At 39.6% G+C, this 24352-nt stretch carries 19 protein-coding genes and 1 tRNA gene; 2 read left to right on the forward strand and 18 right to left on the reverse strand.

Annotation, left to right across the window (positions count from 1 at the left end):
• Positions 1–3: 3 nt before the first annotated feature.
• From IGI46_RS14720 to IGI46_RS14735, 4 genes are all read right to left on the reverse strand, one after another.
• Complete coding sequence (locus IGI46_RS14720) at positions 4–3333, reverse strand: FtsX-like permease family protein (protein ID WP_429963809.1); 3330 nt, start codon at positions 3331–3333, stop codon at positions 4–6.
• 12 nt (positions 3334–3345) lie between these two features.
• Positions 3346–4047 carry an ABC transporter ATP-binding protein gene (locus IGI46_RS14725; protein ID WP_429963810.1) on the reverse strand — a complete coding sequence of 234 codons (702 nt, stop codon included), beginning with the start codon at positions 4045–4047 and terminating at the stop codon, positions 3346–3348.
• A gap of 117 nt (positions 4048–4164) precedes the next feature.
• On the reverse strand, positions 4165–5313 hold the full coding sequence (gene nagA / locus IGI46_RS14730; protein ID WP_429963811.1) for an N-acetylglucosamine-6-phosphate deacetylase: 1149 nt from the start codon (positions 5311–5313) through the stop codon (positions 4165–4167).
• 77 nt (positions 5314–5390) lie between these two features.
• Positions 5391–6218 (reverse strand): helix-turn-helix domain-containing protein, encoded by an 828-nt coding sequence (locus IGI46_RS14735; RefSeq protein ID WP_429963812.1) that lies wholly within the window; start codon positions 6216–6218, stop codon positions 5391–5393.
• Positions 6219–6742: 524 nt separating this feature from the next.
• Between IGI46_RS14735 and IGI46_RS14740 the strand changes: the two genes are divergently transcribed.
• On the forward strand, positions 6743–7711 hold the full coding sequence (locus IGI46_RS14740; protein ID WP_429963813.1) for a hypothetical protein: 969 nt from the start codon (positions 6743–6745) through the stop codon (positions 7709–7711).
• Positions 7712–7956: 245 nt separating this feature from the next.
• Here the strand turns inward: IGI46_RS14740 and IGI46_RS14745 are convergent, their stop codons facing one another.
• From IGI46_RS14745 to glgB, 11 genes are all read right to left on the reverse strand, one after another.
• A complete protein-coding gene (locus IGI46_RS14745) occupies positions 7957–8331 on the reverse strand; it encodes a YxeA family protein (protein WP_207703000.1) in 375 nt (124 codons plus the stop codon).
• 161 nt (positions 8332–8492) lie between these two features.
• Positions 8493–9230: a M23 family metallopeptidase gene (locus IGI46_RS14750; RefSeq protein ID WP_429963814.1), complete on the reverse strand. Its 738-nt coding sequence runs from the start codon at positions 9228–9230 to the stop codon at positions 8493–8495.
• A 235-nt stretch (positions 9231–9465) separates the two neighbouring features.
• Positions 9466–9549 (reverse strand) — tRNA-Leu (locus IGI46_RS14755).
• Positions 9550–9593: 44 nt separating this feature from the next.
• Positions 9594–9782 carry a hypothetical protein gene (locus IGI46_RS14760; RefSeq protein WP_207702999.1) on the reverse strand — a complete coding sequence of 63 codons (189 nt, stop codon included), beginning with the start codon at positions 9780–9782 and terminating at the stop codon, positions 9594–9596.
• Positions 9783–9824: 42 nt separating this feature from the next.
• Positions 9825–10454 (reverse strand): hypothetical protein, encoded by a 630-nt coding sequence (locus IGI46_RS14765; protein ID WP_207702998.1) that lies wholly within the window; start codon positions 10452–10454, stop codon positions 9825–9827.
• A gap of 90 nt (positions 10455–10544) precedes the next feature.
• Positions 10545–12386 (reverse strand): glycoside hydrolase family 13 protein, encoded by a 1842-nt coding sequence (locus IGI46_RS14770; RefSeq protein WP_429963815.1) that lies wholly within the window; start codon positions 12384–12386, stop codon positions 10545–10547.
• Positions 12367–14805, reverse strand: a complete 2439-nt coding sequence (locus IGI46_RS14775) for a glycogen/starch/alpha-glucan phosphorylase (protein ID WP_429973976.1) — start codon at positions 14803–14805, stop codon at positions 12367–12369. The genes IGI46_RS14770 and IGI46_RS14775 overlap by 20 nt, the downstream gene beginning before the upstream one ends.
• A 140-nt stretch (positions 14806–14945) precedes the next feature.
• Entirely contained in the window at positions 14946–16376 is a 1431-nt protein-coding gene (glgA, locus tag IGI46_RS14780; protein ID WP_429973737.1) for a glycogen synthase GlgA, read from the reverse strand.
• A complete protein-coding gene (glgD, locus tag IGI46_RS14785) occupies positions 16376–17527 on the reverse strand; it encodes a glucose-1-phosphate adenylyltransferase subunit GlgD (protein WP_207702994.1) in 1152 nt (383 codons plus the stop codon). The genes glgA and glgD overlap by 1 nt, the downstream gene beginning before the upstream one ends.
• Complete coding sequence (locus tag IGI46_RS14790) at positions 17517–18659, reverse strand: glucose-1-phosphate adenylyltransferase (RefSeq protein WP_429973738.1); 1143 nt, start codon at positions 18657–18659, stop codon at positions 17517–17519. Before IGI46_RS14790 ends, glgD begins: the two co-directional genes overlap by 11 nt.
• A 45-nt stretch (positions 18660–18704) precedes the next feature.
• A complete protein-coding gene (gene glgB / locus IGI46_RS14795; protein ID WP_429973739.1) occupies positions 18705–20618 on the reverse strand; it encodes a 1,4-alpha-glucan branching protein GlgB in 1914 nt (637 codons plus the stop codon).
• A 386-nt stretch (positions 20619–21004) separates the two neighbouring features.
• Here glgB and IGI46_RS14800 point away from each other — a divergent pair, with 386 nt between their 5' ends.
• On the forward strand, positions 21005–21550 hold the full coding sequence (locus tag IGI46_RS14800) for a DUF2179 domain-containing protein (RefSeq protein ID WP_207702992.1): 546 nt from the start codon (positions 21005–21007) through the stop codon (positions 21548–21550).
• Between the two features lie 63 nt (positions 21551–21613).
• Here the strand turns inward: IGI46_RS14800 and IGI46_RS14805 are convergent, their stop codons facing one another.
• The 3 genes from IGI46_RS14805 to IGI46_RS14815 all read right to left on the reverse strand — a co-directional run bounded on the left by IGI46_RS14805 (position 21614) and on the right by IGI46_RS14815 (position 24283).
• The gene (locus tag IGI46_RS14805; RefSeq protein ID WP_429973740.1) at positions 21614–22468 is read right to left on the reverse strand and encodes an alpha/beta hydrolase; all 855 of its coding nucleotides are present in this window, start codon (positions 22466–22468) and stop codon (positions 21614–21616) included.
• 3 nt (positions 22469–22471) lie between these two features.
• Entirely contained in the window at positions 22472–23275 is an 804-nt protein-coding gene (locus IGI46_RS14810; protein ID WP_429973741.1) for a DUF1803 domain-containing protein, read from the reverse strand.
• A gap of 78 nt (positions 23276–23353) precedes the next feature.
• Positions 23354–24283 carry a manganese-dependent inorganic pyrophosphatase gene (locus tag IGI46_RS14815; RefSeq protein WP_207705141.1) on the reverse strand — a complete coding sequence of 310 codons (930 nt, stop codon included), beginning with the start codon at positions 24281–24283 and terminating at the stop codon, positions 23354–23356.
• Positions 24284–24352 lie beyond the last annotated feature (69 nt).

A 24352-nucleotide genomic window follows, 5' to 3' on the forward strand; every position in this document is an offset into this window, starting at 1 on the left:
CTTTTATTCATTCGCCTTCAAGGCTTCAATCATATTGATTTTCTTCAGTTTGAAGTACATTAATATACCTACAACTAAAGCAAAGAATAGCGTGATCAAAGCTGAATACAGATAACTTGATGGTTGAATATCTGGTGAGAACATGGTGACATCTAATTCAACAGTTTTCAGGATGTAGCGATGCTCAATTTTACCTAAAAACATGCCTGCAACTATCCCAATTAAGGTAAGCAACACATTTTCCCGATAAACGTAAGCCACTACCTCATTGTTATAAAAGCCCAATACTTTAATCGTTGACAGCTCGCGAATTCGCTCTGAAATATTGATGTTGGTTAGATTGTACAGCACAATAAATGCTAATAGTCCGGCTGACACAATTAATACCCACATAATTACATTTAGACTCTCTACGGTATCCTTCAAAGCGTTTCGTGATTCCGACAAGAAGGCTACACTAATCACTTTATCGCGTCCCATCAATTGCTGTCCAATCGTATTTTCCTGACTGCTTGGAGGCTGCTTGTTAAACAACAGCAGATCCGTATTGTAATCCGGTGTCCGACCAAATAGCTGATCGTAATATTTTGGCGTCATATAGATGAAGTGTCCTACATAATTTTCAGCAATATTGGCGATTTTAACCTTGTATTTCTTCCCGTCGGTTGCCTTAATTGCTAATGTATCGCCACGTTTCAGCTCAAATAGCTCTGCCAGCTTCTCATTAATAATGACTCCTTGGTCAGTTAGCTGATACGTCTTTTGACTTTTGCGATCATTAAAAGAAATAAACTCGCTTAGCTTTTTACTATCTTCTGGTACATGCAAAGAGATTTCCTGCTGATTCACTTCACCAGTTTCCGCAGTAAACATCTCTGTAGACATGCCTAAATGATCCTTGAAATTAGATAACTTATCTAACTCTTGCTGATAATTCGTTGTTTCCTGTTCAGATAATGGATCACTAAAGACAACCGTTCCTTGATACTGCAAAATATTATCAAACTGAATCGGTACAATATCTCCGATTGAATCCCTCAAACCAAAACCGGTAATCAACATCGACATACAGCCAGCGATTCCTAGAATCGTCATCAGCATCCGCTGTTTGTAGCGGAACAAATTCCGCATGGTGACCTTTTGGATAAAGGTTAAACGAGACCAAATCGGAGTTATTCGTTCCAGCCAAATTCGTTTACCCTTTTTCGGTGCCCGCGGCTGCATTAACGTTGCTGGTGTAGCTTTTAAATCGTAACGCAGGACAAATAAGGCTGTTCCAACCGAACAAAGCAACGCAACGAACATGGCAGCAACCGCATAACTAACATACCAGGGTGTAACAACCTGATTCAAATTATACAACTGCCCATAAGCATTGAAGATAATAGTTGGCAGAAGATAGAAGCCGACTGCTAAGCCCAGTCCCCCTCCGACACCACCGGCTAAGGCCGCATATAGGATGAACTTCAGCGAAATTTCCCGATTCCAGTATCCCAGAGCTTTAAAGGTTCCCAGTTCACTGCGTTTTTCCTCAACCATTCGCGTCATGGTTGTCAAAGTGACTAAAGCGGCAATCAAAAAGAAAATTAACGGGAATACTGTAGCCAAAGATGAAATTCGATCTGCATTGTCCTGATATTCCTTGTATCCAGGATTGTCATTGCGGCCCTGAACCGTATATTCTAATTGATCAAGCTTAGCCAAAGCAGTTTCTTTTTCCTCGATTTCCTTTTGCGCATTACCCAAGGTATCTGAATTAGCTGCTTGCAAAGCTTTTTGCCCTTCATCATAGGTTTTCTGCGCCTGATCCAGCTGTTTCTTAGCCTTTTCTAACTGTTCCTCTCCTTGCTTCTGACTGGCTGCCAGTTCCGTTTTCGCGGTTTCCAGCTGTTGTGTCCCTGTGGCTAACCAGTCTTCCAGCTCATCAATTTGAGTTTGAATAGTGGTTAGTTCTTCGGCTGAAGGAATCTCAGCTGCAAGAATCTGTTGATTTTCTGCCCATTGAGCTTCCAAGTCAGTTACTTTTGGCTGTAGTTGCTGAATTTCTGTATTGATGCGGGTTAAATGCTGGTTGACAGTTGTCTGAACCTGCTGTGCATCTTGCTGCTGAACGGCCTGAATGACATCACCAAAGGTTGGTGCGCCCAGCTGTTGCGCGACCCCCTGCAACTGCTGAATATTTCCTTGAGCAACTTGATCACGAATTTGTTCTAATTGACTTTTTTCAGCTGTTAATTGGTTCATCTCTGATACAGCCTGCTCACGTTGTACTTTTAAAGTCTCTGTTTGTTCAGCAGCTTGCTTCTTTCGTTCCTCCAAATTCTGCAGTTTGCTTAATTCTTCTTTTTGATCGGTTAAGGCCTGCTGCTGTGGAGCCAAAAGATTTGCTCGCTCGTCAATTTGAGCCTGGGCAGCTTGGCTTTTAGCTTCAAATTCTTTCTGACTGACCGCATATTCACTTTTTCCAGTTTCTAGACGCTTTTCAGCTTCAGTTAGCTGCTGAGTCTGCTGAGTGGCTTCAAGCTTACCTGCTTCCAGCTGTGCCTTAGCTCCATCGATTTGTTTCTGGTTGGTTTCTTTCAGCTCCTGCAGCCGTTTCTCCCCATTCTTTTTTAATGCCTCTTCCGTTTTCTCCTGATCGGTCTCCCAGCGATCCTTGTAAGTTTTCGAATAGGCGGTTACTCCTTTTAAATTCTTATATTGAACCAATACTTCTGAAAAAACTGGTTGCTTGAAGTTATCTGGTGACAGAATAGCAAAAAAATCAATCGTGCCTTTGCCAAACGTTGTATTTCCGCGCGAAAAATTCTCAATGTATTGGGGACTTTCCACGAAACCAACAACCGTAAATTCTTGATTTGCTAAAGAATCCTCCTGACCTTTAATAGAAAAGTTGTCTCCTACCTGATAAGAATGATTTGTCTCAGCAATTTCATCCAAAGCAATCTCTCGATCATTTTTAGGCAAACGACCTTTAACGACCTTTAATCGATTCAGTTTCTGATCCTGATCGTAGCTGTAGAGGCGGATCGTTTGATCTTTGTCTGCCAGAAAAACATCCTGTAAATAACGACCTTCTGCATGAGCTACTTGGTCCATTTTCTTAACGTCATCAAGAGCTGCTTGACTCATACCCAACGGTGTAAAAATTTGTCCATCTGCTAACTGCTGCTTTTGATAGTATTCATCCGCCGTTTGGATCATATCCGGTCCAGTCGCACTTAAGCCAACAAAGAAGGCCACCCCTAGAAAAACAATGCCTAAAATTGACAAAAAACGGGCTTTGGAGCGAAGAATCTCCCGTAAACTAGTCAGCCATAAAACCTTATTCATGTCATCGTCTCCTTACCACTGTATCTCATCGATCGAAAGAGGCGTATCATTCAGTTTCTGACTGCGGACTTTCGCATCGTTAATTCGAATAATGCGGTTAGCCATTGGAGCAATTGCTGAATTATGAGTGATAATTACCACTGTTGTGCCATAGTTTCGAGCAGTATCTTGCAAAATTTTTAGTATTTGTTTTCCTGTTTCAAAGTCCAATGCTCCAGTCGGTTCGTCACACAATAACAGCTTCGGCCGTTTTGCCAAAGCCCGAGCAATAGTAACCCGCTGCTGCTCACCACCTGAAAGCTGCGCTGGAAAGTTATCCATTCGTTCTTCTAGACCTACAGAACGTAATACTTCAGTTGGATTCAAGGCATCCGAAACAATCTGTGAAGCCAGCTCCACATTTTCCTTCGCTGTTAAATTGGGAACTAAATTGTAAAATTGAAAAACAAACCCAACATCGTTGCGACGATATGTAGTCAATTCTTTATTGTTAAAAGTGGCAATATCAGTGCCATCTACCACTACCTGCCCTTCATCGCAACTATCCATACCGCCCAAAATGTTCAGTACAGTTGATTTTCCAGCACCGCTGGGTCCTAGAATCACTGCTATTTCTCCTTTTTCAATGGTGAAGGTAATTTTGTCGTTTGCATGAATCACCGTCTCTCCCATTTTGTAACGCTTCGTTTCATTAATTACTTCAATATAACCCATGTTGTGTCGTCCTCCTCCTTATTAGTCTACCATAAGGAAACCAAAAAGACCTCGCAAACCCGGTTTGGATTTACAAGGTCCCTACAAAATCGATCCGTTCAGATCGAGCTTTTGCATTTAATTATGGTAACGTTCAACACCATCTAAATAAGTCGCTTCTAATTCCATATTTGGTTGCAGCACAATGAAATCGGCCGCTCTGCCTTTAGCAATCATACCGCAATGGTCATCAATTTTACAGCTGACAGCTGGTACATAAGTTGCCATCATAATTGCTTCTTCTGGAGTAGCAATATTCCAGTCAACTACATTTTTGATTGCTTCCTTCAGCTTCAAAATACTTCCAGCTAAATTACCGGATTCTAAGCGAGCCGTTCCTTCTTTTACAACAACTGGAAATTCGCCTAGATTATAGTTGCCATCTGGCATACCGCCGGCCATCATACAGTCGGTGATCAATGCCACATGATCATGTCCCGCTTTTTCCATTAAAATTTCAGCGGCTTGCGGGTGTACATGGTGTCCATCACATATCAGCTCAGAGAAAACATGCTGCAATGATAGCAATGCGCCAACCATTCCTGGTTCACGATGATTCAAACCGCGCATGCCATTGTATGCATGAACAAAAACACTTGCTCCAGCCTCAACCGCTGCTTGGGCTTCTTCCAAAGTGGCATTTGAATGTCCCAAAGAAACCACTACACCTTCATCCGTCACCGTTTTGACAAACTCTTCGACACCTTTACGTTCAGGTGCCAAGGCGATTTTTTTAATTAAACCACCAGAAGCTTCTTGCCATTCGTTGAAGGTATCTACATCCGGATCGCCGAAATAGCTTGGGTTTTGAGCCCCTTTATGTTCTTCTGTGAAGAAAGGTCCTTCAAAGTAAATCCCTTGAATTTTTGCACCTGGTACTTCTTGGTAGGTTTTTCCGATCGTTTCTGCAACATCCTTCAAACGTTCCTTGGTAGAAGTTAACGTTGTCGGCAAGAAACTGGTTACACCACAGGAAAGAAGTCCTTCAGACATGACTTTCAAGCCTTCTGCATCATTATCCATTACATCATGGTTTTTAAAGCCGTGTATATGAGTATCCACAAGTCCTGGTGCAATCCACTTGCCTGACTGGTCAATTACGTTTGCCTCTGCATCAGGTAGTTCCTTCGTATAATCACCAAAAATTCCATCTGTAATTTCTAAATAGCCTGCTTCTTTTACGCCGGATTTCAAAAAGAATTTGTCCGCATAAATAAATGTTTTCATCCTTAAGCGCTCCTTCTTGCTTGATAGTTTAAAAGTACTACTGATCAGGGATTCTGTCAAGAATGGTGTAGACCATTTTAAAAGAAATCTCTTAATTTGGTGGTAGCATTTAACCACTCTCGATACCGTTGTGAATCCTTGTCCTCGCCGATCATTTTTAGAATCGTCATTTTCAAGGTTAACAGCTCGTTTAATTTGTAGCAGCTGGCCTGCTGCTGATTCCAACGCAAGCCCAAATCAATAATTTTGTCAGCCTGCTGGTACTCATTACGCCCTAGTAGAAATAACGCATAATCCAAAAATAATTCACTCAATTCAATCTTTTCTGTATAGTCACACATCGTGGTTTCAAAGAGTTCAATACTTTTGTTATACAGTCGATCAGCTTCCTCATTTTTTTCCAGCCGATCGTTCATTTTAGCCGCGAAGGCCATCAATAATATTTTACTATCGAAATACCCTTGATACTTCTTCGAAACCGAAATATCCAAGCCCTTTCGAGCATTATCTAAGGCCTGCTTAGGATTATTATCTAAATAAAAAGCGCAAACAGCTTTAAAGTAATAAAACTGCTGCAGATCCTTATCCAAAACAATCCGACGTTTTTCCTCTAAATAATTTAGGATAGCCCGAATTTCAGCAAATCGCTGATGGCGCATTAAGAAATACATTTTTTGAAAATACTTCCTCAGCAGCAGTTCTTTCGGTAAAAAATCCACCATTAATTGATCAATCGTAATACCCAAGCGTTGGCAAAGCTGTTGCATCACCAGGATATTAGGAATTTCTTCATTGTTCTCGATTCGACTCAAGACACTTTGCGAACAAATATCGCGTGATAAATCCTTTTGTGTCATTCCATGTTGTTTACGGAAGTCTTTTAAGACTTGTCCAATGGATTCCATGTACAATTTCCTCCAAAATATGCATATTCACATTTTCTATCCTATTGTAGCCTATGGAGGAAACTAGAGCAACCAATTGCTAGTACTAAAATAACTTATCCAAGCCTTTCGTGAATGTAAAAAGATACTTTCTCAAAATTAAGATTGTGTCTTTTTACAGTTCTTTATTTAATCGACTCATACAATTTATCGAAATATTTTTCCGAATAATTTAAAAAATTATAGCAATAGAATTACAATGGCTAATCTATACTAAAAATTGGCCCTTTCTGCTTAATAAGATTACTAATTAGCGCTTTTTGTAATTGTCTAAAACTGTTCCAATCCATTTATTTAATACTATGTAAATATATTGGATATTCGTTTTTTTGATTTTACTATTGATTTTATTGAAACGATTATATATGATATTCATGAAAACGAATTCCACTATTCTTTTACAAATCTGAATATGGCAAATAGAATCGAAAAAGTGTGACCAATCGTTTTACAAATGAAAGCGTATAAAAAAGGGAGATGTAGGTATGACAACAACTGAACTTCATAAACGAACAATCTTTGGAACTCGCAACAGGAATAATTTAGAATTAAAATTTGCTGATTTTTATACTCAAACCAAGAATGTTTCTCATCTTATTCAAGCGGCTGTAGCAGTTATGCTGCGTAACGCTTTTTATACGGGAGATTTTTCCTACTTGGCAAAGGACTTAATGCGTAAAGTGTTTTTGAACGGTGAAGTAGATGCTTCTGTACGCCACTTGTGCATTTATTTTGAAGACTATTTCTCGAGTAAGGAGTGGCAAATAGTCATCAATCACTTATACAAGAATGAAGCCGAATATAACCAACTGACCGCGGAAGCTCGATTGCATATTGAACCTCTACGTCCAGCTTTAACCTCTGGTGTACAAATTGGTGAACGAAAACTAAATTTGAAAACTTCTTTTTTGGATGAAAATGGAAAAATGCATAACTGGAATCTTAGTAATGTTGTATCTCCTCTTTCTGCTAAAGAACGAATGGCTATTTTGAATATCTTTGGTGAGTTAACGATCTTTCAAAAGGATGGCTTGCGTCAATTTACTAAAGTCGTTTGGATGGATTTTGCTATCGATGAACGGTACCGCGACTTTGATATTCGTAATGAAGAAGACCCTTTACACGAACCAAAGCAAGTGATTCAAGAACAGCAAAAAAAAGATACAAAAGCAAAACTTTCGACTAAAAACACTGCGTCTAATAGTAAAGCCTCAGAAATTACGAAAGTATCCAAGTCAAATACATTTTCTCCAGCTAAAGAGACGGATAAGAAAAATGAAGCAACCAAATCTAAAAAGAAGCCTGTTAAACCCCCAATGGATCGAATGAGCAGCTGGAAAAATTTTAATCCTTTTGACGGTAAATCAAAAGAAGACAGGAACCTCGAACTAGAAAAAGCCCTTCGAAATAAAACCGGTGGTAAAAAGAAGCGAAAGCGGAATAAACGGAAATAGCTGGGTCCTTCTAAATGAGCAAAAATAACGATTAGCAAGCTTTTATTTTACGAACAAAAAATCCCTCGCAAGCACACTTAACTAAAAATGTACTCAAAAGCGAGAGAGCTTTTAAAATTAGTAACCTACAGCTGAACTTGGATGGATTTTTCTGGCAAATTGAAAGAGTTTCATTACAGAATATACATTGCTTCAATGTCACTGTCATGAAGAGATGCCTGAATTATAGTTATAATTAATAGCTTTTATTTGTCAATTTGCTGCAGGGCTTTCTCTGGAACCTGATCCTTAGGAACCTCTTCATAGTTCTCAATATGGGCACCTTTATTGGTTAGCTTCAAATAATGGTCTACTTTCAACTCGCTCAGCCCATTGAAAGCAACAGGTCTCGTCTTGCCATCTGCATTCGCTGCAGTTTGTTGATATGCAGCCGTTCCATATTCGTTAACACTTTGAGGCTTTTCTGTTTTCACATAAAGCTCGCCCGTACTCACTAGGGGATTAAGCTGATCCATGACACCCGCAATTTCACTTGATGAATTTCGCGTAAAAAAGGTACTGCCATATAAAATAATTCCTCCCATCAGGATTACTGCGACCATTTTTCTTAGGATACTCATTAAACATCTTCCTTTCTTCTATGGAACTAAGCATAACGAAAGAAAGAGTTTAACTGTTCAGTCTCAGGTTGTATTTCCAGCTAACAGTTTTGTCACTTGGAGGATAAGTAAAAAGTCCTAGCCAATTACGGCTAGAACTTGATCACCTATCCGAATTTAAATTACTTATTAGCATAATATTTAAATTCTACAAGGTCGGTTGTTGCTTCTAATGCCAATACTCGATAGGCGTCATTGTAAAAACGCTCTTCTTTCGTATTTCCGTATAAACGAGTCAGTACTCGACATTCGTTCAATAAAGTATTGTTATGAATATACATTCTTTTGTTTCCATTTAGCAAGTAGGCATCATAGACTGTTGAACCTACTTTTTGCTGTTTCCAATAAATAAGCAAATTTTTATCCTCCTCTATACTAATTTGACCGTCATCCTTAAGTCCTTCACGAATAATTTTTAGCGGATCTAACCATGTTCCGTCATTAGAAAATGCACTTGATTGAGCCTGTAACCAGTCTTTCTTTGTAATCCCAAGGTGCAAATGACTGGTATTCCTTGTTCCAATTACTTGACCGAGTGTTATCAAATCGCCTATTTTTACATGTACATTTGCAGTGCTAGTACCGAATTCTTGATAAACCACATAATATCCATCATCACTCTTAGTAGCAATCACTGTTCCGAGTGCTTCGTATCCAGACGGTGCCCAGCCAGCAAAAACTACTTTTCCCGCATGTGCTGCACAGATTTCATTTCCTGGATGGTCAATCGAACCGAAATCAAGTCCATTGTGGAATCCATTGGGTCTAAATTCCCCACCTGGATTTTTGCCAAATAGTTGACCGCCTAAGAAGTTGCCTTCTCCCACTTTAGGAAACGGCCAGCCCCAGTTTATTGCCATACTTTCCCTCCATTCTATTTTTACCATGCGTCCATGGTGAACATATGTCCTTGTAAATAGCATACTATTATCTCTTGAGCCAGAAAGCTCAAACTTATCTTTCTAACTATTTTTTCTAAAAATTTTGATTGGTCATTAAACAACTCAGTTCCTAAATTTCCATAAAAAATGAGCGTACAAAAAAGCCAACCAACATCCTCACAATGTTGATTGGCTCTGACTTTACTTATCTTTATGCGGAAAATGGGATTTGAACCCACACGAGCCTTACGCTCACAAGACCCTCAATCTTGCATGTCTGCCATTCCATCACTTCCGCGAAATCTTTTTTATCATAGCGATAATCGTAAAAAAAGTCAATTTTTAAACGGTTGTCGTATCATAGACATAAACGATATTGCCATTTAAACCCGCAATACCGCGAAAATATTTTTTATCTTCTTGGTTGATCCAAGCTTCACGAAACATAAAAAATTCGTCTTTGGAAACTTCAATCGTTTCGATTTCACCTTTGCGTAACTGTTCAATTTTTTCATCAAATGGATTGTTCAATTTACTCACCTCAAAAGAATAGGAAGATACAAGGTATCCTCCTTATTCATGGAAATATTTACTGTTTTCTAAAATTCGCGTATCGTCTGTCATAATTCCTTGCAGCGATCGATCTAATCGAGACGAGTGTCGATGTTTCGCATCTTTTGTCTGAATAGATGGCTGATGTGAAGCTGTTTCCCCAGTGTCAAATAGCAGATAAGACTGCTTTGAACTGCGCATGCTGGTATAAAGCTCCTGCAATGGAATCGCATCCTCCGGTTCATCAGGAATTAGCGATTCTGGAACGTGTTTGGGTTTGAAAGGCGTGGCATTTCGTGTCTCCTCGCGAAAACTGACCTTCTTGTTACTTTCGGTAACAGGTTTAGAATCCGCAAACAGCGAACGTGGCGCACGCTTTTGTTCACGAGCCCGTGTTTCATACGTTGGCAGATTAATCCGGTGCCGATCCAATTCTTCCCGCGGCTTTTCATCCACTTGTACTCTGCGAGAACGAGTGGTGTGACGATTTGCCCGTTCCAATACTTCTTTCGCATCTAATTTATAATCAGTAATAAAATCGTCGTTACCATCAAACAATACCCGCTGACTGCCTTGATTCAATTTTACACCTTTATCATCGTCATAGGCTGGAAAGCGTGCGCGTCTTCCGCCAAATGGTTGATTTTCCATAAAAACCATCCTCGTTTTCTGATTTCTTATTAGTTTAGCACAAATGACGAAAAAAAGCTTAGCAATTGATAAAAGTCTTTACAGAAACCTTTATTCGACTAAAGATTTAGCAGCGAAATACTCCTGATGAGGAGCCAGTTCGATTCCCTCACTCAACTCCTGCAAAATTGTATACTCGCCACGATACTGACGAGGACTCGCTAAGTCTTCCATTTGAATCTTACGGGAGTGATCAGAAACATTCACTAAATAAACGGTATATTCTTCAGCATTATAGCGGATTATGCCAAAAATATCATTCTCCAACGAATAGACTGGGAAAAATTCACCATATTTCATTGAGCCATACTTTTTCCGGCGCTGAATCCAATTTTTACAGGAAGTATAAATACGTTGGTTAACATTCTGCCAAGGAAAGAACTTGCGATTTTCTGGATCCTTCCCGCCAGTTAAACCAGCTTCATCACCATAATAAACACATGGAATTCCTGGCATCATAAATAATAGTCCCCAGGCATGACTCAATTTATCAATGGAGCCCTCTAGCATCGTCAAGATTCGTTCGGTATCATGAGTGCCAATATTGTTCAATTGATTATAATAGAAGTCTTCCGGATAATTTTCTTGATAACGAATCATTTCCTGGCAAACTTTTTCAAAAGAACGGGTTTGATTCAAAACATCCATAATCTGCTGTCGCAGCGGATAGTTCATGACTCCTTGCAAATGATCGCCAAAAACATATCTTCTTCTTTGATCATAAGCGATTTTATTGGAGGCATCCTCCCAAACTTCGCCAATTAATATTTTATCTTGATACCCCAATAAATTTTTGCGAATTCCACCAATAAATTCATCCGTTAATTCATCAGCAACATCTAACCGCCAGCCATCAACACCTATTGTGGTCCACTTAGCTAGGACACTTTCGACATCACCATAAATAAATTCCTGAAAGCTTTTATTATTTTTATCAACTTCTGGAAGGTCAGCAACACCCCACCATGCTTCGTAATCATTAGGGTACTGCTTAAATTTGAACCATGGATAATAAGGACTGTCCGGATTACGAGTAGCACCTTCCTTTTCGCCATAAAGTCCAGCTTGGTTAAAGTAACGACTGTTCCTACCGACATGCGAAAATACGCCATCTAAAATTACTGAAATTCCAGCCTGATGTAAAGCCTGCAGCATTTCTACAAAATCTTTTTCTGTTCCCAGCACTGGATCAATCGCAAAATAATCATTGGTATCATAGCGATGATTGCTGCTGGCTTCAAAAATAGGATTCAGATACAAAGCTGTAATGCCTAATTCCTGAAAATACGAAATCTTTTGAGTAATTCCCTTTAAATTTCCGCCGAAGAAATCCCAGCGAACCACTTCCTGATCTTTATTGCGGATATACATGGGTTCGTCATCTTCAGTTGCATAGATAAACGAATTTTTTTTAGGTGAACTGATTTCGCCATTGGGATTTCCATTCGCAAATCGATCAGGAAAGATTTGATAAAAAACCGCTTCACGATACCAGCTGGGCGCAATTTCTGCCTTCTCAAAGCAAGTCATCTGATAAGAACCTACCTCGGATTCTTGATGTTCAATTTTCCCTTCGCCCCCTTGTCCATCAAAACCGTAGAACAAGGTGCGTTTACTGCCATCCGGACAAAAATGAACAATTTTGAAATAGTAAAAATACAAGCCGCTGCCTTGATCAACCTTGTATTGATAATGGTAGCGATCCTCTTCGGCCTTATTCATCGGAAAACTGATTTTACCAATACTGCTGCCTTCTTTGCGAACAACAAAGAAGACACTGGTCTCCAGTTCGGAAGGAACCGAGATCCAAAAATCGACTCGCTTGCCTTCCTTTACTGCACCAAAAGGAAATTTGTAACGTTCCATCCATGAATTATAATAAATATGTGCCATGTTGTTTCGCTCCTCTTTCGCTGTCATGAGCAAAAACTGGTTCTATTTGCCAAATATCTTCGGCATAACGTTTCACCGTTTCATCGGAAGAGAATCGTCCGGCATTGGCAATATTTCTCAGACTGATTTGCTTCCAACGTCGTCGATCCTGATAAGCCTCATTAATTGATTCCTGCGCATCGCAATAGGCATCAAAATCGCGTAGGACAAAGAATTCGTCATTATATTTTATCAAGGAATCGATAATTTCTTGTCCTTCCACCGTGATATTAGGAATCGTTCCATCCACAAAAGCATTTAGGACTTTATGAATCACCGGATCGTTATGATAAAGCTCAGAAGAATTATAGTTGTGCTCTTGATAGTAACGATATACTTCTGTTTCAGTCAACCCGAAAATTGAGATATTTTCATCTCCAACAGCATCACGAATTTCAATGTTGGCGCCATCTAAAGTCGCGACCGTCACAGCGCCATTTAGCATTAACTTCATATTTGAAGTTCCAGACGCCTCTTTTGAAGCCAGTGAAATTTGTTCACTCACATCCGCAGCTGGAATAATTCGTTCAGCTAAGGTCACATTGTAGTTCTCCAAAAAGACGATTTTCAATTTGCCATTGATCGTTTGATCGTTGTTAATTAAGTTTGCTGTCTCATTAATGACCTTAATCACTGATTTAGCATAATGATAGCTTGGCGCGGCTTTAGCACCAAAAATAAAGACTCTTGGATGAATCGGCAAATTGGGATTTTCCTTCAAATCAAAATACAGCTTCACAATGTGTAATAGGTTTAGCAATTGCCGTTTGTAGGCATGCAGTCGTTTGATTTGTACATCAAAAATGGCATCTGGAGACACTTCGATCCCTTTTACTTGTTTAATATATTCTGCTAAATTTATTTTATTTTCATGTTTGGCTTCATCTAAAGCATCCAATACCTTGTCATCATCCACATAATTCATTAAAAGGCGCAAATCTTTAGGATCACTGTTCCATGAGGTACCGATCGTATTGTTTAACACCTTTGTCATACTGCGATTGGCTAACTGTGACCATCGTCTTTGAGCTATCCCGTTAGTTTTGTTGTTAAAACGAGCTGGATACAGCACATAGAAGTCATGCAATACAACTCCCTTCAACAGATCAGAATGCAATTTGGCTACTCCGTTAGTTGAATGAGAGCCAATAATTGCTAAATGTGCCATATGGATCTGGCCATGCTGAATAATCCGGGTACGTTCGATCAAATCAAACGGCTGAACCCCCGTCATTTCAGCTACAAACCGACGATCAATTTCCTCAATGATTTGGTAAATCCGTGGGCAAACCTCTCTCATCATCGGAATCGACCATTTTTCCAGTGCTTCAGCCATGATGGTATGATTGGTGTAGCTCATCACCTTAACCGTTAAGTTCCATGCCTTTTCCCAAGGTAATCCTTCTTCATCTACCAATAAACGCATAAATTCTGCGACACACATTGCTGGATGAGTATCATTAATATGAATCGCAATGTATTGATTAATTTGATCGAAAGAAAAGCCTAGTCGTTTATAGTAGCGCAAAATACTCTGTACTCCAGCAGAAACAAAGAAGTATTCCTGCGACAAACGAAGCTTACGGCCAGCATCATTCGAATCGTCTGGATATAAAACTGAGGTTAAATCCTTAATCATTCGTCGATCCTCGATGCTTCGGTAACGATCTTCTTCCTCGGCAGGAATTTCTACACTCCACAAGCGCATAGTATTGACGATATTATTCTGATAGCCCACCATTCCAGTATCGTAAGGTACCGCCCGAACACTATATCCATCTTCATAAACTGGTCTTAACTGACCTTTAGTATTTTCCCGCAAATAAACGTTACCGCCAAAATGAACGTCTACAGCTTTACTTTCTTTTCTGATTTCCCAGATATTCCCTTTTTGCAGCCATTCGTCTGGCAGCTCCACCTGATAACCGTCCACGAAACGTTGCTTAAACAAGCCGTATTCATAGCGAATTCCATTTCCATTTCCAGGTAACCCGCAAGAAGCAATCGAGTCCATGAAACAAGAAGCCAATCGTCCTAAACCGCCATTTCCCAAAGCCATATCAGGCTCAATTTCTGCTAAGTCATTCAAGGAAATTCCCATCTCCTGCAAAGCTTCTTCAATCATTTCCAACCAGCCCATGTTTAATAAATTACTTTTAAGCATTTTCCCTGGTAGAAATTCAATCGAAAAATAGTAAGTTTGTTTCTGTTGCTGATCGCGGTAATCTTGCCAAGTCTGTCGCCAATCCTGCGAATAATTAGCGGTCATGATCGATCCTAACGTTTGGTATAGTTCGTTAGCTGAAGCATCTTTCACTTCCATAGCAAACTTTTCAGCCAATCTTTTTTTAAACTGCTTTTTGAATTCGTTTTTTTCCACTTGATTTTCTCCTTTATGACTAAGAAACACTTGGTAAATCAACTGATGTGCCACTAATTCTTCCTGTTTTGACACACTCATTACTTATTTAATTTAAAAAATCAGAACCTACGACTAATCCAGCCGGAGATTCTGACCGTTTAACTGATTTGTTGATACAACTCTAGATAGCGTTGGCTGGAAACATCCCAACTGAAATCCTTTGCCATTGCGTTGTTCATCAATTTCTTCCATACCTTTGGCTCCTGTTGATAAAGCTCAATTGCTTGCTTCAAGGTATTCATTAAGAAATAAGATTGATAATCAACAAAACCAAAGCCCGTTCCTTCGTTGGTTATTGGATTATATGGCTGTACAGTATCCTTTAACCCGCCGATTTCATGAATCACCGGTAAAGTTCCATACCGCATCGAAATCATTTGCGAAAGTCCGCAAGGCTCGAAAGCGGATGGCATCAGGAACATGTCGACACCAGCATAAACCTTCTGAGCTAATTGTACATCAAAGGCGATTTGAATACTGGCTTTTTCTGGGTATTTTTCCCCGAAGTAACGAAAGCCCCGCTCAAAATCTGGATCACCTGTTCCTATTAAGACTAATTGCACATCAAATTGCATCAAATTCTCCATTTCCTGCAGCAGCAGGTGGAAGCCCTTTTGATAAGTCAAACGACTAACAATCCCCATCATAGGAACATCTTTACGAACCGGAAGTCCCAGCAATTCTTGAAGTTGAGTTTTGTTTTCGAGTTTCTTATCCAACTGTTTACTGTCATAATGAGTAAAGATCGCTGGATCACTTGTTGGATCAAACATTTCATAATCAATCCCATTAACAATCCCGCTTAATTTTCCACTTTCCATACGTAAGATTACATCTAAGCCTGAACCAAATTCAGGTGTTTTGATCTCCTCAGCATAAGAAGGACTCACCGTAGTTACGCGATCCGCATACAGAATACCGGCCTTCATAAAATTAACACAATTATTGTAACGAATCGTTCCGTCAGCATACCGCTCCATACCCATACCAAATAAATCGGCCATGATCGAGCTATCATACTGTCCCTGAAATTCAATATTATGAATCGTCAACACTGTACGAATCTGTTGATAGGCTTGAATCCAACGATATTTTTCCTTTAAGAGGAAAGGAATCATCGCTGTGTGGTAGTCATTCACATGAACCACATCTGGAATATAATCAATCTTCTCCATCATTTCAATTACAGCCATTTGAAAGAAAGCAAAACGCTCCCCATCATCATAATCACCATACAAGTTCGGTCGATTAAAATAATACATATTATCGATAAAGTAGTAATCAATCCCTTGGTGCTTTAAGTACTTAACGCCGCAGTATTGCTTGCGCCAACCTACCTCTACCTCAAAATTGAACAAGTCCTCTGTCTTCGACTTGTATTGTTCCCCCATCTTGGAAAAATAGGGCAAAACCACTCGAATCTCTGCACCCTTTTCCTTTAATGCTTTCGGCAAAGCACCTGCTACATCGCCCAATCCTCCTGTTTTGAAAAAAGGAGCGCATTCTGCTGCAGCAAATAAAATTTTCATTACGCTGTTCCTCCATAGATATCACTTGTGACATGAGTATTCTTTTTAATCACAAGCGGCTTCTCAGGTGTTCCAACAATTTTCACGCCAGGGTCAACTTTAACATGCTTATCTAGTATGGCATAAGAGACTTCCGCTCCTTGGTTGATAACGGCACTTGCCATAACAATAGAATCCCTTACTTCCGCCCCTTCTTCAACGATTGAACTGCGAGAGAATAGAGAGTTTCTTACTTTCCCTTTAACAATACAGCCGGTAGCAAATTGACTATTGTGGACATCCGAAGTTGGTGCATAATAGGTTGCCACTTCATTTTTCAGTTTTGTATAGATTTTTTGATTCGAATACAACAAAGAAGTAAATTTCTTGGAGTCCAGCATAGCCATATTCGCATCATAATAGGCTTTTACATCAAAAATATTACTCAGAAAACCAGTATATTCATAAGCTGAAGTTTTATGATTATCCATACATAAAGTCAAGAAATCTTGAATGGCAACGGGGGTGCCTTTTTTCTGTCCATCTGCTAATGCATTGATTAACCAATCGGTACGAACAATAAAAATGTTCATGCTCAGATTTTTGGATTCTGATTCTGCAGCATCATCAAAATAAGCATGATGCCCATCAACTACACCATGTTCATCAATATCTAAAATGATGTCTTGATAAGCAATTTGGTTTGTTGGCATCTTTTTATACACGACAGTTATCTCACTATCGTGCTGCTGATGAATCTTTAAAACAGCCCGAAGATCAATGTTGCACAGCATTTTATTGCCGATAAACACTGTATACTTGCTTTTTGATTTTTTCAAATAATCAATTGCAGCTTCATAATAAGGACGGCCTTCTGCCCGCTTTTGTAAAAAGTCTTGATAGAAATGGATGAAATAGCGACTGTCCACACTATCTAAATGCCATTCACGACCGCCGCCAATATGATCAAAAACTGATTGCGTTAATCCTTGGTTAAATACCATGTATACTGATTTCACGTTAGCATTCACCACGTTGGACAAAGTAAAGTCCAGTATACGATATTTACAGTCAAACGGTAACGTTGCCAATGGACGTTTCTCTGTTAAAGGCATTAATTCTTGGCATTCATGTACATTTCCTAAAATAGCACACATTTTATTAGCTCTCATCAATCGACACTCCAATCACTTCTGAATAACCTACAACAGCGATCTCCTCTTCGCCATTTACAACAGCGTTATCACCTATGATCGCATGTTCACCGACAATAGCTCTGTTAATTTTTGCATTCCTGCCAATGGTTGCACCTGGCATAATCACACTGTCTTTCACCTCAGCGCCCTCTTTTATCTGAACATCGCTAGATAAAATACTGTGATTCACCTCACCAGCAACATAACAACCATCAACCACTAATGAATCCTTAACATCGGCTGTATCCGTAAAGAAATGCGGTGGTGAAATAGTATTTTTAGCTGAAATGCGCCAAGTTTTATCCCGGATGTTTAAGCTGTGATCCGGATCAATAAATTCCATGCTGGTTTCCCATAGAGAATCAATCGTTCCAACATCCTTCCAGTAGCCTTCAAAGCGATACGCAAAGACGTTATCTCCACCTTCCAGATAAGCTGGAATTACATGCTTACCAAAGTCAAGCATGTGATCATCTTTTTGGTAACTGTTTAACAGCATGCTGCGCAGACGACTCCAGTTGAAGATGTAAATCCCCATTGAGGCCAGATCACTCTTAGGCTCTTCTGGTTTTTCCTCAAATTCAATGATTCGATCGTTTTCATCGGTGTTCATAATACCGAAACGAGAGGCCTCCTCAATCGGCACACCAATAACCGCCACTGTAAGAGCAGCGTTGTTTTCTTTGTGGTTCTCAAGCATCGCTTCATAATCCATCTTATATATATGGTCGCCTGACAATATCAACACATATTGTGGATCCATTTGGTCGATATAATCCATATTTTGATAGATGGCATGAGCAGTCCCTTCAAACCACTTGCTACCATCATTACTTGAATACGGCTGCAATATGGTAACTCCGGCATTTAAACTGTCAAAGCCCCAGCTGGACCCGTTCCCGATATGACTATTTAAGGCAAGTGGTTGATATTGTGTGACAACTCCCACATTATTTATGCCAGAATTAATACAATTGCTTAAAGTAAAATCAATGATTCGATATCTTCCGCCGAAAGGGACTGCCGGTTTGGCAATATTTTGTGTTAGCTTACCCAAACGTGACCCTTTTCCCCCAGCTAAAATCATAGCTAAAATTTCTGTTTTCATTTTTGGATGATGAAGGAAATCCTTCATCAACCTCCTCTCAAATTATTATTTGTTTTTCCGTTTTAAAACAATTGACTCAGGTTTGAAAATGACTGCGCCAAAAGCAGGTATCGTGGTTCGGATTAGCTGCTCATAATCTTTAAATGCACTTGGTTCACTCTCACAATCTTCATTGTGCTTAGTCCAAGTACCACCAAACTCTTCCATTTCTGTGTTCCAAATTTCTTTATAAGTACCTGGATAAGGAACCCCAATATGGAAATCCTTGCGTTCTACAGGTGTCATATTCAACACAACAATTAAAAAGTCTTTTTTGCGTTTTCCTTGTCGTAAATAAGAAAGTACTGATTCTGAAGTATTATCGGCATCAATGATTTCGATCGTATCGTAGGTATTCTCCAGCTCCCATAAGGCCGGCTGATTTTTATAAAAATCATTGAGTGCAGCGGTGAATTGCTGCATGCGGTTGTTTAGCGAATCATTCAGGTCTACCCACTCTAAACTTTCATCGAACTTCCATTCTAGAAATTGTCCCCATTCGCTTCCCATAAATAGCAATTTTTTCCCAGGGTGGGTCATAAAGTAGGTATACAAGTTGCGCAACTGAGAAAACTGTTTGTACCGATCACCCCACATCTTGTGCATTAGGCTCTTCTTCCCATGAACCACTTCGTCATGTGACAACGGCAAAATAAAATTCTCCTGCATCATATACATAAAAGAGAAAGTGACTAAATTGAAATGATCTTTACGGAAAATCGGATCCATCTCATAAAAACGCAGCACGTCATTCATCCAACCCATATTCCACTTGTAATCAAACCCTAAAGCGCCCGTCTCGGTCATTCCGGTAATTTGGGTCTCAGAAGAACTTTCCTCAGCAATCATCAAAACATTTGGGTGGGCCAACTTAATGACCGAATTAAGCTTCTGTAAGAAATAGTAGCCTTCAAAATTTCGATTGCCGCCTTCGTGATTTGGTGTCCAAGGGCCATCGTCATAGTCTCGGTACAACATGCTGGATACTGCATCCACTCGAATACCATCAATGTGGTAAAGCTCAATCCAGAACAAAGCGCTGGAAATTAAGAAACTTTGCACTTGTGGTTTGCCTAGGTCAAAATTAATCGACCCCCAACGAACATTTTTCGCACGGTCAGGATCACTGTATTCAAATTGTGCTGTCCCGTCATAATAAGGCAGCGTATCATCATTAATACAGAAATGACCAGGAACCCAATCGACAAAAACTCCAATATTATTTAAATGGCAGGCTTCAACAAACTCCTGAAACTCCTCGGGTGTTCCATAATAGGAGCTCAAAGCAAAATAGCCAATCAGCTGATACCCCCATGAACGTCCCAGCGGGTGTTCCATTAAAGGTAAAAATTCTACATGGGTATAACCCATTTCAGCTAAATAAGGTACGAGCTCCTTGGTAAGATCACCAAAGCTGTAGGGTGTTCCATCTTCATGATGTTTCCAAGAGCTAGCATGAACCTCATAAACACTCATCGGTCTTTTTAGCGCATTGGTTCGTTTACTACGTCCACGCCATAGTCCATCACGCCACTTTTTTTCAGGAATTGTATATAGTACTGCTGCATCCCCAGGTCTTTTTTCAAAACGGATTGCAAAAGGATCAATTTTCATGATCTCTCGCCCATTCGATTGTCGAACATTAAATTTGTAGAGATCGCCCTCTTTAGGTTGGTCGGTGATAATTTCCCAAATTCCTGTTTCAGCATCAAGATTCATTGAAAGTTTGTTTTCCCAATCGTTAAAATCCCCCACTAAAAAAACAGCTTTAGCCTCAGGTGCCCAGACACGGAAGCAGTAGTTACCTTCTGAAATTCTATGTGCTCCCAACAAATGCTGCACGTAATAATTCTCACCGGTCAAAAAGTTATTTTTTGCGCGACTTATTTCTGCGGATAGTTCGTTAATCTTTTCTTCCATGCTCATCACCTTAACTATTTTTTGTGAAAAAGAATAAAATTTTGCTTTCAAAGAATGAACGTTTCCTCATTTTGTATTCGACCCTTCTACTTTATAATAACATACTTCCGCAAATAATTCAGGTTAAACCCTTGATTTGACGGAATAAAATAAGCATTAACATCATTCTAATTTCATTATAATATACTTAGAATTGAAATGCTATATCATAATGGTTATTTTATTTCGTTTTTTTCGTTTTTTGTCTAAAATAATTCTAAAAGAGACAAATAACAACCGTAATTATTACTAACGTTATTTAATTATTTGGATTTATTAGTGATAAACAATAGTATTTGCCTTTTGATAACAGAACCGATACCCTAGAAAGAGAGGGGGAATTTATCATGTTAGATCCACTGATGCTTCTGATGACCTTTGGCATTAATTTTGCCTACGTAGCGCTGAATACCATCCGTTTTATGCTGACAATGAAGGGCTACCGCATATTGGCCCCCTTATTAAGTATGATTGAGATTACTATTTACATTATGGGTCTTTCAATGGTGCTGGATCGGCTGGATAACCCAATCAATCTGTTCGCTTACGCCTTAGGCTATGCTATCGGAATTAGTGTTGGCATTAAAATTGAAGATAAGCTGGCACTAGGCTACATGATGGTTACTGTCATCCTGCCTACAAATACTGAACAAGAAAAGAGTCTGCCCCGTATCTTGCGGGATAACGGCTACGGTGTCACTCAATCTTATGCCGAAGGACTGGAAGGTGAACGAATGGTCCTCGAAATTTTATCTCCCCGAAAAACAGAGCAAAATCTTTATCGTTTGATTAAAGAAGTTGAAGGTCGAGCCTTCATCATTTCCTATGAACCTAAATATATTTCAGGTGGTTTCTGGACCAAAAAGTTGAGAAAACGGCAAAATACACCTTAGCATCCAGTACTGAAAACTAGAAAAACCGGCGAGATCGTTCTCTCACCGGTTTTTCTAGTTATGCTAGCGCCATAAAAAAGCGATTAAATTGTCTCGAAGCTTCTTACTGCGGGTAATCGCAGAGTGACCCCCACTTCTTCCTTTGATCAGCAATTCCTGATAGTTTTTAGTATGTTTTTGCAATAAAAAACGCAAAGAGAACGCACTGTGGGTAGAAACTGAACCATCACTGTCTGTCCCATCCTGCAAATCTCCAGCCACGTTTAAGATGGCTAAGTTATTTGGCAACCGATTCATAGCTTGGTCAAAATATTCATAGATTGGAGTCTGACCAACGGGTCCATCCTCCGTTAGTTCATAGGCAAAAATCTCTTCCGTATCTTCCGCAATTTCCAGATCGTTAAAGGGAGCTGCGATCGTTATTAATTTTGCTACTCTAGGTACCTTGTTGTCAGCATATTCCAGCAGGTATCTTAAGGTAGATACACCCCCCATTGAATGAGCAACTAAATTTAACGTGGTCACATGTTGTTGATATAGATAATGCATGACTTTAGCAATCCACTTACTTTGTTGAATCTCGTCCGTCACGTCTTCACTGAATAAGACCATAATTGTTGGGTTGTCGTGATTATTAGTCAGCTCCCCTTCGACAGACAGCTTCCCATCGGACTTCACTACGATGGTCATCTCTCGCTTAGCAATATTCTCCGACTCCAATTGCTTCAACAAGGGCCCAAAAGAAAGTGAGCTCCCTTGATAACCATGAATAAAAACAGTTGGGATATTAGAATAGCGCACCCCTTTTTGTTTGGTCAGGGTGCCCGGGCTGAAGTAACGAATCTGAGCATAATAAACCAACCCGATTACTGACAAAAATGAGAGAAGCAAAGCAACAAGCTTGGCTATTTTTTTCATTTATTACGCCTTCTTTTGAATAATGTAGGTGAAAGAGTCTTTTGATCCTAACAAACGCAGCAAAAGCTGATAAAAAGCAAAGTAGCGTTCCGTTTCATCGTATTGCTGCCACAAACTAGCAACCTCTCCCAGTTCAGCCTCCTCCTGTACCACTGGTACTTCAAGCTTCCATTCAGGACCAGCTGAAGCAACCTCAGTCATGACTAAACTTTTTAGGAAGATTGAATTTCTTTTCGGTTGTTTTCCCTTTAAAAGTGCCGCCAGTAAAAGCTCCACCTGATTAAAAAAGAAACCTGGATGTACATCACCTAGAAGCTTTTCCAGAGACCCGAATGACTCAGGTCGTTTCTCCTGCTGATAATAGAAATAATTGGGCAATGTAAGTGAAGTAATCCCCTGAGCGTTCAACGTAACCAGTTCATATGAATTATTCTCTAAAAAAGTTCTACATGGTAGATCAAAGGTCACAGCCAATGGTCCCGCTAATTCTTCCGGATAAAACTGTTCTACAAAACTGATTAACTCATCCGTCCCAATTAATTGTGTTAATTGCTTGTACAAAGCACTCTGGGGAAAATCTTGATAAACCGGCAAGAGCAAGCGATAACGCCGATCTTTCCGTTCCACTACACCCGTCTGAATCAACAAATCCAAACGCTTATCCAACTGCATATCCTCCGAAAACACAGAACGTATTTCCCTCAGAATCACAGGGTGCTCCAGCTGATAAAAGTAAGCAATCAATCTATTTGTTGCTGGATCGGAAAGACTCCTTTTTAATTGTTGATTAGTTGTTAAAATATCCATAATAACTCCATTTCAAAGTATAGTACCAATTAAAAAAATATACAAAAAAAGAGGATTTTTAAATCCTCTTCTTAACTCTTAAGCTTCAAAAGCGGCTGTCAATTGAGGAACAACCTGTTTCTTACGAGAAACGACACCTGGTAAGAAGGCCCGATCATCGGCTAATTGAACGTTGAAGGCTTCAATCACTTTCTCACGCGGTTCACCAGCTACTAATAATTCAGAGTCTGAATTCAAAATGTTGGTAACCAACAACAAGAACAGATCATAACCCTTCTCAGCATTTTCAGCAATCATGGCTGCTTTTAATGCATCTTGACGCGCAAATACCTCGTCTAAGTCAACAGTATTTACTTGAGCAACTCGGACTGTTTTATCCGCCATTGGGAAGCTTTTCGCATCCAAGTCTAATAGTTCAGCTTCTGATTTATCAGCCAAGTTAGTTCCAGCTTTTAACATCGCTAGCCCATAGCTGTCTAAATCAACGTTAGCCACCTCAGCAAGCTCTTTTGCTGCTGCTACATCTTCTTCAGTACAAGTAGGTGATTTGAATAGTAATGTGTCAGAAACAATCGCTGACAGCATTAGACCAGCTATTTCTTTTGGCACTGCCACATTCTTTTCTTTGTATAGTTTTAATACGATAGTTGATGTACAACCAACTGGTTCAGCGCGATAGTACAAAGGATCTGCTGTTTGAAAATTAGCAATTCGATGGTGGTCCACTACTGCTAAAATATTAGCTTTTTCAATGTCTGAAATTGACTGCTGGAATTCATTGTGATCCACCAGCATAACATCAGCAGCTTCTGCTTCAACACTTTCTACTACACGAGGGGCTGTTAAACCGAAGTGATCCAAAGCATACTGGGTTTCTTCATTAGGGGTACCCAAAGCTACTGCTTCAGCATCTATCCCCAATTCTTTTTGCAGATTTGCAAAGGAAATCGCTGCGCCAATTGCATCTGTATCAGGATTCTGGTGACCAAAAACTAAAACTTTTGTCATAATCAATTCGCTCCTTTAAATAAGTTCTTCTTAATGATATCAAAAAAAACGAAAAGAGCAACCAACAGT

The organism is Enterococcus sp. AZ163, assembly GCF_050498925.1.
Lineage (GTDB): Bacteria > Bacillota > Bacilli > Lactobacillales > Enterococcaceae > Enterococcus_A > Enterococcus_A ferrettii.